This is a genomic window from Variovorax sp. P5_A3, assembly GCF_056400665.1.
Genome location: NZ_JBFUKW010000034.1, coordinates 17,564 through 29,901 on the forward strand (window position 1 = coordinate 17,564; position 12,338 = coordinate 29,901).

Genomic DNA, 12,338 nt, shown 5'->3' on the forward strand with positions numbered 1-12,338 from the left:
TCAGCCGAGCACGAACGCGTTGGTGCGTGACGGTTGTGTGGTGATCCAGACGCTCTTGCTTTGCAGGTATTCCTTGATCGCGTCGACACCGCCCTCGCGCCCGATGCCGCTGCGCTTGTAGCCCCCGAAGGGCGTGGTGAAACTGGTGGCGCGGTAGTTGTTGACCCACACCGTGCCGGCCTTCAGCCGGTCCGACATGTGGAACGCGCGATGCAGGCTCTGCGTCCATACGCCGGCCGCGAGACCGAACTGGGTGTCGTTGGCGATGCGCAGCGCGTCGACTTCGTCTTCGAAAGGAATCACCGAGAGCACGGGTCCAAAGACTTCTTCCTGCGCAATGCGCATGTCGTTGGTGACGCCCGTAAAGATGGTGGGCGCCACGAACTGGCCTTGTCCGTAGCCTTCGCCGGTGAGCGCATGGCCGCCGAGCACGCACTTGGCGCCGCCGTCCTTGGCGATCTCGATGTAGTCCAGGATTTTCTGGAACTGGGCTTTTGTAGCGATGGGCCCGACCTGGGTTTCCATCTTTGCCGGATCGCCCACGATGGCTTTGCTTGCCACATCGATGAGCATCGCAACGAAGCGGTCGTGAATGCCGCGCTGTACCAGAAGCCGCGAGCCGGCCATGCAGGTCTGCCCGGCCGCACCGAAGATGCCGGCCACCGCGCCCATCACAGCCTGGTCCAGGTCCGCGTCGTCGAACACGATGTTGGCGGACTTGCCTCCGAGTTCGAGCGTGACCTTCTTGAAGTCCCTGGCGGCAATCTCGTTGATCTTCTGGCCGGCGGCGTCGCCGCCAGTGAAGGCCACCTTGGCCACCAGGGGGTGGCTCACAAGCGGCTCCCCGACTTCAGCGCCGAAACCGGTGATGACGTTGAAGACGCCCGGCGGGAAGCCCGCTAACTTCACCAAGGCAGCCAGTTCCAACAACGAGCTCGACGTGTACTCCGAAGGCTTGATCACCATGGTGTTGCCTGCTGCAAGCGCCGGGGCGATCTTCCATACCGTCAGGGCGAGCGGAGAGTTCCAAGGTGTGATCGCCGCGACCACACCCAGGGGTTCGTGCTTGACGTAGTTGAAGACGCCGGCCTTGTTGATTGGCACCACCGCGCCCTGGACCTTGTCTGCCAGGCCCGCGTAGTAGTGGAACCACTGCGCAACGTTCTGGACTTGCCCGCTGACCTCGGCGATGAGCTTGCCGTTGTCGCGCTGCTCGGTCGCTGCAAGGACGTTGATGTTCTGGCTCACCAGGTCGGCAAGCTTGCGCAGCAAGGCGCCGCGCTGCGTTGCTGTCAGATCGCGCCAAGCAGGTGCTTCAAGCGCGTCATTCGCGGCGCGGACCGCGAGGTCGACATCTGCCACCCCGCCCCTCGGAACCTCGGCCCATGGTTTGCCAGAGTAGGGCTCGGTCGACTCGAACCAGGCACCGGCGGCCGGATCGATCCATTCGTTGTCGATGAACAGCTGGTATCGCTTCATGCGCATGTCTCTCGTGTGTCGATGCCTGAAAGTCTAGGGCAATTCTAAAATAACAACAAGCGTTCTGTTCAGTAGAACGACGGAATTGTGACAACCGTGGCTGCGCTCAACCTAGGCGTTGTCATTGATGATCGTGTTCTCGAAGAAAAGCGCTGGGTTCACGCTGGCGCAACTTGCCGGGCAAGAGGATTGCCCAGACGCTGCAACCGAACCCGTCGGCGGGGATCTGCATTGGCGCCCCCGCAGCGTTTGCTGAAGACACCCTTGTCAGCAGGCCTCTATCTCACCACGCCGCGCGGCTCCGCGTCCGCAGAGCCGTTGAGCCATCCCTCCTCGTAGCCGTCGTATGAAGTGTCCGAAACAACATGCCAACCGTTTGCCTTGGCGAGACGAGCAGCTTCCTCGACAGAAGCGTCGTAGTTTCCCTGGACGCGCATCACCCTGGCGCCAAACTTGCACGCCAAGTAGCGTGAGGCTCAGCCAGAGCACCTGATCAAGTACCGCATCCAGTCCAGCGGAAGCCTCCGTAGCCGATTCCTGCTCCAGCCGTCTGATGCGCCAGCTCTCCATCGACTGCAGCACGATCGACGGTAGACACGGATCACTCGCGCCCGACCGACCAAGCCCAGACAATCAGCATCCCCAACACCAACGCAAGGCCGCTGAGTGAGAACGCGTCCTCGCCAAGTTCGAACGCCGGCACCAGCGCCTTGGCGATGTTGTACGCCGCCACAATGTATGAAATGCTGACGATGAGCCAGCCCAGCACCCGGCGGTAGCGGCGGGCGGCAGCCTGGCCGTCGGTTCGGCGGTCGATGCTGCAGATCAGCCGGCCGTCCAACGTGTCGGTGATCATCATGCCAGCGGTAAAGACTAACCCGGCAGCGAGCGCAGCGGCCAGGCCGCCGCCCCGGTGGCTGGCCACGTAACCCCAGGCCGCCGCCTGGGTCGCGGTGTCGAATACCGTGGCGAACAATACGCCCGTCAATACCACCGCCCACGGACTGGCGTGAAGGCGCAGGCGCTGCGGCACCAGGTTCAGTTTCCACCCAGCAGGCTCGAAAGCAACATCGCGGCGCCGCAGCAGGCGCCGGTTCATTGTCCCGACCAGCACAAGCAATGCCGTGGGAATCCAGTCGAACACCGCCACCAGCGCTTCAGGCACATGCACGTCATGAGGGAGCTGGCTTACGCCCGCTGCGATTGCGGTGACGAGCAGCCCGTGGCCGAGCGCGAACAGCGTGCCGATCCAGGGCGCATGGCCGTGATGGGCACTGCGGTCCAGGGCCCGCCAGGTCAGACCGTCGATGCAGGCAATGTGGTCCGGATCCAAGCCGTGCCGCAGCCCCAAAGCGAACATCAGGACCAAGCCCGAAACGGACAACCACTCGGCGCTCATTCACTGCTCCGCAACGGCCGCCGATCGGATAGGACCCGCGCCAGTTCGCCTTCAGTTACCACCTGCTGCCGCTCCAGGACCTGCAGCAGCGCCCCAAAGAACCGCTCGTAGTAGTCCCAGGGCGGCTGCGCGGCGCAGTCGAGCCGTTCCCAGTCGCCGATCGATTCAATCAAGTGCTGGCGGAAGTCCTCCCAGTCGAAGTGCCCCTGCTTGGCCACGGCCAGCGTCAACCCGAAGAGCTGCCGTTGCCAAGCCTCTGCGAAGAACAGCTTGCCCTGGCTGCGCGGCGGCGAGTCGGCATGGCCCAGCATCTGAGAAGCTGCATATTCCTCGAAGCGAGTGAACATGGCACTCCGCCTCAGGCCGCGGTAGGCGGCGGTACCAGCGCTACGCCCATCATCGCCTCCGGTGTGACCAGCGCAGCCAGTTGCTCTTCACTGAAGCCGTCGGTATTGGCCGGCCGCTCAGGCACAACGAACCAGCGGATCTGCGCGCTGCTGTCCCAAACCTTCACTTCGATGTGCTCGCCTATCGGCACGCCGAACTCGCGCAAGACTGCACGCGGCTCGCGCACGCCTCGGGCGCGGAACACCGGATCCTTGTACCAGTATGGCGGCAGCCCGAGTACCGGCCACGGATAGCAGGAACAGAGCGTGCAGATGATCAGGTTGTGCACACCCGGACCGTTGGCCACCGCGGCCATGTGCTCACCCTCGGCGCCTTCCATGCCCAGTGGCAGCTGAAGTTCGGCAATGGCCTGGGGCGTGTCGTCGAGCAGGCGCTGCTTGTAGGCGGGATCGACCCATGCCCGCGCAACGATGCGCGCGCCGTTGAACGGTCCCGCGATCTTCTCGAAATGATCGAGCACCGCATCGACCGAGTCGCTGCCGATCACGCCTTTCTCGATAAGCAAGGCCTCCAGTGCGCGCACCTTCGCGGCACTCGCCGCTTCGCGCTCGTCGTTGTACTTGAACAGATCGGTGCTCATGGCGTTTTATCTTCTTCGGCGGGCGTTCGGGATTGCAGGTAGACCTCGAAGAGGTCGGCGTAGATCGTCGTGTTCGCCTCGCAGAGATCCGGACCCCAGATGTCGGACGCCGCGAACGCGATGCGATAGACCGGCATTGGCCCCTCCAGCCCGTCCGGGCCGGTCGAACAGAAATATTCGAAGGCACCCGGGTACACCTCGCGGACAATGCCCTTCTTGTTGCGCAGGTAGCCGGGTAGCCGCGTGTGGTCAGCCGCCGCAGGGTCGGCCACCTGCACCGTCTGACCGACCGTGAACCGCGGTGCATGCGGCAGCGGCCGCAGGCTGGAGTCGCCGTGCAGCAGGTAGTTGACGATCTGGCGCTTGATCGCCTCGCTGAACCGCTCGGGCAGCGGCGCGTCGGGCTGAACGCGATAGTGCGCGGTCAACCGGGCCAGCTCTTCGACTGTGATGTAGCCCTCGTCGATAAAGAACTGGCTGATTCCCATCAGCCATTTCTCGTAGTAGCGGAACTTGAAGTACTCGAAGGGCTGCATGCCTTCGGCACCTGTGCGCAGCGAGGCCCAGGTCCAGGTGTGCTTGAACGTGGTGGGCAAGCTGGCCATCGGATATCCGGGCAATGCCTCTGCGAGGTGGGAGCTCTCGGCCATCATCACCGTGTGGATGCCAAAGATGCGCTGCTCCCAATCCTGCACGAAGACCCGGGTTTCGAGGCTCACAGGTCCGAGGTTCTCGAGACCGCCCAGCGCATGCTGGAGTTTCATGGGTGCTCCATTTCAGATTCTGCGGCAAGAGCCGGCGTCCGTTCAGCCTGAGCCGCCAGGCATCCGAGAAAGCCCTCGCGCAAGGCGTCGCCCGCAAGTTCCCGCCCGATGAAGACCAGCTTGCTGCGGCGCGGCTCGTCGGGTCCCCACCGCCGTCCAGGGCGCGCATCGAGCAGCATGTGCACACTGTGACAGTGGAACTGGCGCGCCTCGCCGATGAAGTGAAGCACGCCCTTCGTACGCATCAGCCGTGCGCCTTCGCGTTGGACCAGCTGGTTCATCCAGCGGCTGAACCGCTCCGGATCGATCGCACCGTCGGCTTCCATGCACCACGAGCCGATCGAGGTGTCGTGCTCGTGGTCATGCGCTTCGCCGTCCAGCAGATCGGGCTCGATCTGAAGCACGTACGGCAAGGAGAAGCGCTTCGTGCCCAGCAGCTCGGCAGCCGAAACCTGTGCTCGCTCGGTCCGGACCAGGTGCGCAGCCGGATTCAGCCGGCGCAGCTCTCTCTCGAGTTGCTCCAGCTCCGGTGCGCCAGGGATCTCGATCTTGTTGAGCAAGATCACGTCGGCGAAGGCGATCTGCTCGCGCACAATGTTGTCGCCGATGTGGATCAGGATATGACGCGCATCCGCGACGGTGACCACCGACTCAAGTTCCACGAGTTGCAACAGGGCGGGATCGGCGAGAAAGCTCTGCAGCACGGGGGCGGGATCGGCCAGTCCGGAGGTCTCGATGATCAGCCGCTCGACCGGACGTTCGGCGCGTTGCAGGAGCTCGCTCACCGCGGCCGTCAGGTCCTTGCGCACCGTGCAGCAAACGCAGCCGTTGGTGATCTCGATCAGCGGCTGGTCATCGGCGACGATCAGCTGCCCGTCGATGCCGACCTCGCCGAACTCGTTGACGATGATGCCGACGTAGGTGCCGCTGCACTGCGCCAACAGGTGGTTCACGAGCGTGGTCTTGCCGGCCCCGAGGAAGCCGGTGACGATCGTGACGGGGATCTTGGATAGAGCCATGACGGTCCGATCTACTGTTCCGACGCMGCGMGCCGCGAAGCGGCGCGCTGCGTTTCCGTTGCGGCTATCGGCTCTCGCATGTTGAGCCCCCGGCGGTCACGTATGCAGATCGCTCCTACCACCAGCGTAAGCAGCGATACGGCAATCGTGTAAACGAGGCCTCGGAAGATATCGCCGCTGCTCACGACCATGGCAGTGGCGATGAACGGCGCGAAGCCGCCAATCCAGCCATTGCCAAACTGCAGAGCCACGGAGACGCCGCTGTAACGCACCTGCGTCGGAAACTGCTCGACGAGGAACGCGCCCATCGGGCCGTACACCATGGTCGCGAGCAGCACCAGCACGAACAGCATTAGCACGACCATGGGCGCATTCACGCGTGCCGGGTCGGCCGTGAGCGGCATGCCGCGCTCGACCAGAACGCGGCGCAGTGCTGCTTCATCAAAACCGGTCAGCGTCTTCTCCGCGACCACGAACTGCAGCTCGCCCGCCTGCGGCCGCAACGTGTACGGCACGCCCTGCGCGGCCAGGAACGAGCGGGCGCGCGTGCACGGCTTGGTCGCCTTCGGCTGGAACAGCTGGCCAATGAAGGACTGGTCCTCGCTGCAATCGCCGCCTTGGATGACGACCTGGGTACGGGCACGGAACTCCTCCAGCGCCGGGTTGCCGTACTTGGCCATGCCCTGGAAAAGCGGCATGAACAGGATTGCAGAAAGCAGGCAGCCCGTCAGCATGATCCACTTGCGCCCGACCAAGTCGGACAGCCAGCCGAAGAGCACGAAGAACGGCGTGGCCAGTACCAGGGCGATCGTGAGGTAGGCGTAGGCAGACTGCGGCGGCAGCTTGAGCGTCGCGGTGAGGAACTGCAGACTGTAGAAGTGCGCGGTGTACCAGATGACCGCCTGCCCGGCGACGGCGCCGAAGATCGTCACCAGCACGATGCGCAGGGTGCGCGGATCGCCGAAGGTGTCCTTGACCGGGTTTCGCGACCCCTTGCCGTGCGCTTTCATCTCGAGGAACACGGGCGACTCTTCCAGCCGCATGCGAACGTAGAGCGAATACGCGAGCAGCCCGATCGAAAGCATGAATGGCACGCGCCATCCCCACAAGGCGAAGGACTCGGCCGACATCGACGAGCGCAGCACCATGATCACGCCCAGGGAGACGAGCAGTCCGATGGTGCCAGTGATCTGCAGCCAGCTGGTCATGAAGCCCCGACGGCGCGGATCGGAGTGCTCGGCGATGTAGGTGACCGCGCCGCCGAACTCGCCGCCGATCGCCAGCCCTTGCAGAAGACGCAGCAGCACCAGGAGCGCGGGCGCGGCCCAGCCGATGGTCTCGAACGTGGGGATGAATCCGATCGCAGCAGTGGCGGTCCCCATGATCATCATCGTCACCAGGAAAGTCTTCTTGCGCCCGACCAGATCGCCCAGACGCCCGAAGACGATCGCACCGAAAGGCCTCAACACGAAGCCTGCGCCGAAGGTCGCGAGCGACGCGAGGATGGCCGCCGACTCGTTGCCCTTGGGAAAGAACAAGCCGCCAAAGAACACGGCGAGGCTGCCGTAGATGAAGAAGTCATACCACTCCAGCACCGTGCCAAGCGCCGCGGCGAAGACCACCCGGCGCGTTTCACGCGATCGCTCGGACGTTGCGGGGGATGTCTCGACTGTAGTTGTCATGTCCATACTCCTTGATGTGTGGGGGGCGGGCGTCAAGCGCCGCTCCCGATGTCGATGCGAGCGATGAAGTCGCGCAGGATCGCATTGAAGCGCTCGGGCTGCTCGAGCATCGGGAAGTGCGCGGCGCTGGGCACCAGCTGCAGGGTCGCGCCGGGAATGCCGGCGGCAAGCGCATTCGACTCGGCCGGCGGCGTGATGGCGTCCTCCTCGCCGCAGACGACAAGCGTCGGCAATGCCAGGCGTGCGAGCTGCGCCCGGCTGTCGGCCTCGTTCAGCGAGGCGATGGCTTCGCGGGCGACGAATTCCGGCGTCTGCGCCACCTGTTCGCGCGCAAAGGCCACCAGTTCGGCCGAGGCAACGGAGGCGAACGAGCGGTCGATCACCGCCTGGCTCGCCGCAGAGACGCCGAGGGTGTCGATGGCGCGCAGCACATTCTTCACGTTCACGTCGGGGCCGAGTCCGTGCGGCGTGGCGCCCACCAGCACCAACGCGCGCAAGCGGCTCCGGTGCGCGAGCGCGAAACGCTGGGCGATCGTCCCACCCATCGACAGCCCCACGAGGATGGCATCGTCAAGACGCAGCTTGTCGAACAGCAGCACGAGGTCGTTCACGAACGCGTCGATCGTGTAGCGCCGGGAGCGCGGCGATGCCGAGCGGCCATGGCCAGGCAGATCGGGCACCACCAATCGGTGGTCGCGCGAGAACGCGCCCATCTGCTGGCGCCAGAACTCGCCGGTCGTGGTGAAGCCGTGGCAAAAGACGAGCGCCGGGCCTTGGCCCGCCACGCGCACGCGCATGTCTCCGATTGAAATAATGTCGTTCATATGCATTTCCAAATGAAAGGGTGGAAGCCGCCTCGCCTCGCCGCGTCGAATGCGAGGCGGAGAGCACAGAGCAAATCCGGGGCCCGTTCGGCGGACGTCTTCGCGATTACGCCAAGTGCTTGATTTGCTTAAATAAATTGCTCGCGCCGGCTTCGATTGACGGCTTGGTGCAGATACCTTAGTCTCGGTATTGAGTCCTAAAGTCGCAAGAACGAGACAAAGAATGCCTTTTCCTGAATGGTTCGGCTCCGGTCAGAACGAAGCCGAGTTCCTGCGCCGCGTGCTTGACCACGTGTCCGACTGCCTCGTGGCGGTCGACACTGAAGGCCGCGTCGTGCTCATCAATGCGCCCTACTGCCGGTTGCTGGGCGGCCCGCCCGAGGACTTCATCGGCCGGCACATCACTGACGTCGTGTCGCCAAAGTCGCGTCTGCACCGCGTGGCGCGCGGCGACACCACCGTGACCGTGATGCCGCTGGAAGTGCGTGGCCATCAGTTGCTCGCACGGCAGGTGCCCGTCTATCAGGACGAGCGAATCATCGGCGCGGTCGGCCTGGCGCTGTTCTCCAACATGGCGGCGCTGAAGAAGGCGGTCGCTGTCGCCGGTGACCAGGGGCGCGCCATCCACAGCCCGCACACGCCATGGACAGCGCGCTACGGGCTCGACGACATCCTGGGTCAGGGCGCCCGCATCGATGCGGTGCGTGCGGCCATCGAGCAGGCCGCGCCGCTGTCGCTTCCGGTGCTCATCCAGGGTGAGACCGGTAGCGGAAAGGAACTGGCGGCGAACGCGATCCACGCACTGTCGCCGCGCGCCCGGCGGCCGTTCGTGTGGGTCAACTGCGCGTCCATTCCAGAATCGCTGATCGATGCCGAACTCTTCGGCTACGAAGGCGGCGCCTTCACCGGCGCCCGGACGCGCGGCAAACCGGGCAAGTTCGAGCTCGCGAGCGGCGGCACGCTATTCCTCGACGAGATCGGCGACATGCCCCTCAGCCTGCAGGCCAGCCTCCTGCGCGCCGTGCAGAACCAGGAGATCGTGCGCGTGGGCGGCGTATCGCCGATCCCGATCGACACCCGTGTCGTCTGCGCCACCCACCGCGACCTTAAGGAGCGTGTGGACGGGGGCCAGTTCCGAGCCGACCTGTACTACCGGCTCAATGTGCTCGGCGTGCAGATGCCCGCGCTGCGCGAGCGCGACGACCTGGAGTGGTTGGCCGAACAGTTGCTCGAGCGCATGGCGCTGCGCGAAGGCCTGCCGGGGCGCCGCGTGCCGCCATCGGTGCGCGCTCGATGGCTGGCCTTCGACTGGCCCGGCAATGTGCGGCAGCTGGAAGCCGCGCTACTGCGCTTCCTGCTTTCGGGCGAAGCCGGGCTGCCAGATCAGCCCGCCGCAAAGCGTCCGCAGGCCATTGCCGGCCGGGACGGAACGACACCAACGACCACGCTGCAGGCACACCTCGACCGCGAGCGCGATGCCTGCATCCGCAAGACGCTCGCAGAGACTGCGGGCGACAAGGACGAGGCCGCGCGCCGGCTGGGCATCAGCCGCGCGACGCTATACCGGGAGCTTCGACGCTCGCCCGCTTTGTCTTAGCGACCGTCACGCTCGGCTTCGCACCCCGCTCGGCGAGCGCTGCCGCCAACAAACGTATCCCCTGGTCGATCTCCTCGACCGACAGGCTGGCATATCCCAGGATCAGTCCAGCCGGCCGTGGTTGCGCGTGCGATGGCGGTCTGGCGAACAGCGGCGACACCATGTAGATGCCGACACCCTTGCTTCGCACGGCCGCCACCAGCGCCGGCTCGTCGTGCGGCCCCAGGAACGGTAGCCAGAGCACTATATGCAGTCCGGCCGCCGTTCCGGCGACCGTGGCGCTGGCAGGCAGGTGGCGCGCAATGGCATCGAGCAAGGCCGCACGCCGGCGCTCGTTTTCGCGGCGCGTGCGCCGCACATGGCGCTCGTAGGCGTCGCTATCGATTAACGACGCCAACACTCGCTGCTCCAGCACGGGGGCATGGCGGTCGGCCAGCCGCTTTGCCTGCCGAAACACCGGTACCAGTTCAGCAGGAAGCACCAGATAGCCCAGTCGAAGCTGCGGCGACAACGCCTTGGAGAAGGTGCCGATGTAGATCACGCGGCCGTCGGAATCGATCGACTGCAGTGCGTCGATCGGGCGCTGGCCGTAGCGAAACTCGCCGTCGTAGTCATCCTCGATTACCCAGGCGCGGTGCGTTCGCGCCCAACGAAGGAGTTCCAGGCGTCGGCCGATGGGCAGCACACCTCCCAGCGGAAACTGGTGCGATGGCGTCACGTAGGCCAAGCGAACATGTTCGTCCTTTGGCAGCCTCACCGTGTCCAGGCCTTGGGCGTCCACTGGTATCGCCAGGGCCTCCGCGCCCGTGGCCTCGAAACACCGGCGCGCCATCAGGTAGCCGGGCTCCTCGAAAGCGAATGTGTCGCCGGGATTGAGCAGAAGCCGCGCGCACAAGTCGATGGCCTGCTGTGAGCCATGCACCACGAGGATCTGTTCGGCATCGCAGGCCAGGCCCCGTGCGCGCCTCAAGTATCCCTGCAGCGAGCGTCTCAGCAACGCGTCGCCTTCGGGCGCGGCGTAGTAGAGCCTGCGTTGATGGCGCAGCAGTTCGGCCTGGTAGGCCCGCCGCCAGGCCAGCGCCGGAAAATCGCGAGAAGCTACAGCGCCGTACAGGAAGTCGATGCGGCAAGGTTCCGCAGGAGCAAGCCCCGGCATGTCGATTGCCGCCACGCGACGGCCAAAAGCCGAGAGCGTCGGCGCAGTCCCAGTTCGCCGCTTCAGCTTGGTGTCGGACCGTGCGCGTGCAGCCATCGGACTCGCGACGCGGGCAACGCGCCCGGGCGACGTGACAAGAAAGCCCTCGGCCGCGAGCTGCTCATAGGCGGCGGTGACGGTGGTGCGCGACACTCCCAGATCGGCGGCCAAGGCACGCGTGGACGGCACCTGCGCGCCCGCGGCAAGCGTCCCGTCGGCAATCTGGAAACGCAGCAGGTCGTAGACGTGGCGTCCGGGGCTGCTGGCACCGGAACTCAGGCTCGGCGGCTTACGAAACTGGTCCATGCAAAAGGATTAAAACTGGTCCTTCCCATTGTGCCGGTTCCGCACGACAGTACCAGTTGCCACAGCATTCCCCCTCCCCCGATGTACATCCCCACGCACTTCGCCGAAGCGAGACCCGAGGAATTGACCCACATGATCCGCGAGCATCCGCTGGGTGCACTCGTCACGCATGGGACCACGGGCTTGGAGGCCGATCACCTCCCGTTCGAGTTCGATCCTGACGTGGGAGCGCACGGATTGCTCTCGGCGCATCTCGCTCGCGCCAATCCGCTGTGGCAGCGCTGCCCCACCGCAACTCCAGTGATGGTCATCTTCGGCGGCGCCCAAGCCTACATCTCGCCCAGCTGGTACCCATCCAAGCACGAGGCGCACCGCCAAGTTCCCACCTGGAACTACGAGGTGGTGCACGCGCACGGCGTGCTCACCGTGCACGACGACGAGCGCTTTGCGCGCGGCATCATCGCGCGCCTGACGCGGCGCCACGAGGCGGCCGAACCAAAGCCCTGGAAGATGGGTGACTCCGCGCCCGAGTACATCGACAGCATGGTGCGCAACATCGTGGGCATTGAGATCGCCATCACCTCGCTCGTGGGCAAGGCCAAGCTCAGCCAAAACAGGGATGCGCGCGACCGTCTCAACGCTGCGGAGACGCTGGAGGCGCGTGGAAGCAAGGAACTGGCCGAATCGATGCGCAGGGCCGGCGGAACGAACTGACGAGGCCCGCACAAGCTCATGTACACGTCCACCTTCACATTCGCAAAGCGCCAGCTCGACGACGAGTTCCAAGCCTTGGACGAAGTCATTGCCCAGATTGCAAGATCCATCACCGGCTATCTCGGCGAAGAGAATTGGGAGAACCCCGCGACGGGGCTCATCTCAACCGTGTACTACTGGGAAACGATGGATGCGCTTCAGCAACTCATAGGGCACCCAGCGCACATCGCCGCAAAGCAGCGGCAAGCGCTCTGGCTCAACGGCTATCAGGTGGTCATCGCACGGGTTCTCCGCTCCTATGGCGATGGCGGCGTTCAGCACCCGCTCGCTGGCGAAACGCGATCAGTACCTTGTGTCCGCTGAATTCTGGC

General features: G+C 64.9%; 12 protein-coding genes. 3 read left to right on the plus strand and 9 right to left on the minus strand.

All coding sequences use genetic code 11. The annotated features are described in order from the left end of the window. The 8 genes from AC1D3B_RS32150 to AC1D3B_RS32185 all read right to left on the minus strand — a co-directional run bounded on the left by AC1D3B_RS32150 (nucleotide 1) and on the right by AC1D3B_RS32185 (nucleotide 8,155). Complete coding sequence (locus AC1D3B_RS32150) at nucleotides 1-1,479, minus strand: aldehyde dehydrogenase (RefSeq protein WP_478194729.1); 1,479 nt, start codon at nucleotides 1,477-1,479, stop codon at nucleotides 1-3. A 601-nt stretch (nucleotides 1,480-2,080) separates the two neighbouring features. Continuing rightward, nucleotides 2,081-2,878, minus strand: coding sequence for a HoxN/HupN/NixA family nickel/cobalt transporter (locus tag AC1D3B_RS32155; protein ID WP_478194730.1), 798 nt, complete (start codon nucleotides 2,876-2,878; stop codon nucleotides 2,081-2,083). Further along, the gene (locus AC1D3B_RS32160; protein ID WP_478194731.1) at nucleotides 2,875-3,225 is read right to left on the minus strand and encodes a nitrile hydratase accessory protein; all 351 of its coding nucleotides are present in this window, start codon (nucleotides 3,223-3,225) and stop codon (nucleotides 2,875-2,877) included. The genes AC1D3B_RS32155 and AC1D3B_RS32160 overlap by 4 nt, the downstream gene beginning before the upstream one ends. A gap of 11 nt (nucleotides 3,226-3,236) precedes the next feature. Continuing rightward, the gene (nthA, locus tag AC1D3B_RS32165) at nucleotides 3,237-3,866 is read right to left on the minus strand and encodes a nitrile hydratase subunit alpha (RefSeq protein ID WP_478194732.1); all 630 of its coding nucleotides are present in this window, start codon (nucleotides 3,864-3,866) and stop codon (nucleotides 3,237-3,239) included. After that, on the minus strand, nucleotides 3,863-4,630 hold the full coding sequence (gene nthB, locus AC1D3B_RS32170) for a nitrile hydratase subunit beta (protein WP_478194733.1): 768 nt from the start codon (nucleotides 4,628-4,630) through the stop codon (nucleotides 3,863-3,865). The genes nthA and nthB overlap by 4 nt, the downstream gene beginning before the upstream one ends. Continuing rightward, nucleotides 4,627-5,649: a CobW family GTP-binding protein gene (locus AC1D3B_RS32175; protein WP_478194734.1), complete on the minus strand. Its 1,023-nt coding sequence runs from the start codon at nucleotides 5,647-5,649 to the stop codon at nucleotides 4,627-4,629. The genes nthB and AC1D3B_RS32175 overlap by 4 nt, the downstream gene beginning before the upstream one ends. 11 nt (nucleotides 5,650-5,660) lie before the next feature. Next, nucleotides 5,661-7,331: an MFS transporter gene (locus tag AC1D3B_RS32180; protein WP_478194735.1), complete on the minus strand. Its 1,671-nt coding sequence runs from the start codon at nucleotides 7,329-7,331 to the stop codon at nucleotides 5,661-5,663. Between the two features lie 32 nt (nucleotides 7,332-7,363). Beyond that, nucleotides 7,364-8,155, minus strand: coding sequence for an alpha/beta fold hydrolase (locus AC1D3B_RS32185; protein ID WP_478194736.1), 792 nt, complete (start codon nucleotides 8,153-8,155; stop codon nucleotides 7,364-7,366). A gap of 223 nt (nucleotides 8,156-8,378) precedes the next feature. Between AC1D3B_RS32185 and AC1D3B_RS32190 the strand changes: the two genes are divergently transcribed. Further along, on the plus strand, nucleotides 8,379-9,752 hold the full coding sequence (locus tag AC1D3B_RS32190; protein WP_478194737.1) for a sigma-54 interaction domain-containing protein: 1,374 nt from the start codon (nucleotides 8,379-8,381) through the stop codon (nucleotides 9,750-9,752). Here AC1D3B_RS32190 and pdxR read toward each other — a convergent pair. Next, a complete protein-coding gene (gene pdxR / locus AC1D3B_RS32195; protein WP_478194738.1) occupies nucleotides 9,700-11,253 on the minus strand; it encodes a MocR-like pyridoxine biosynthesis transcription factor PdxR in 1,554 nt (517 codons plus the stop codon). The genes AC1D3B_RS32190 and pdxR overlap by 53 nt on opposite strands. A gap of 81 nt (nucleotides 11,254-11,334) precedes the next feature. Here pdxR and AC1D3B_RS32200 point away from each other — a divergent pair, with 81 nt between their 5' ends. Together AC1D3B_RS32200 and AC1D3B_RS32205 are read left to right on the plus strand one after the other, a co-directional pair. Further along, entirely contained in the window at nucleotides 11,335-11,967 is a 633-nt protein-coding gene (locus AC1D3B_RS32200) for an FMN-binding negative transcriptional regulator (protein ID WP_478194739.1), read from the plus strand. A gap of 18 nt (nucleotides 11,968-11,985) precedes the next feature. Beyond that, nucleotides 11,986-12,330, plus strand: a complete 345-nt coding sequence (locus tag AC1D3B_RS32205) for an antibiotic biosynthesis monooxygenase family protein (RefSeq protein WP_478194740.1) — start codon at nucleotides 11,986-11,988, stop codon at nucleotides 12,328-12,330. The last annotated feature ends 8 nt before the right edge of the window (nucleotides 12,331-12,338 follow it).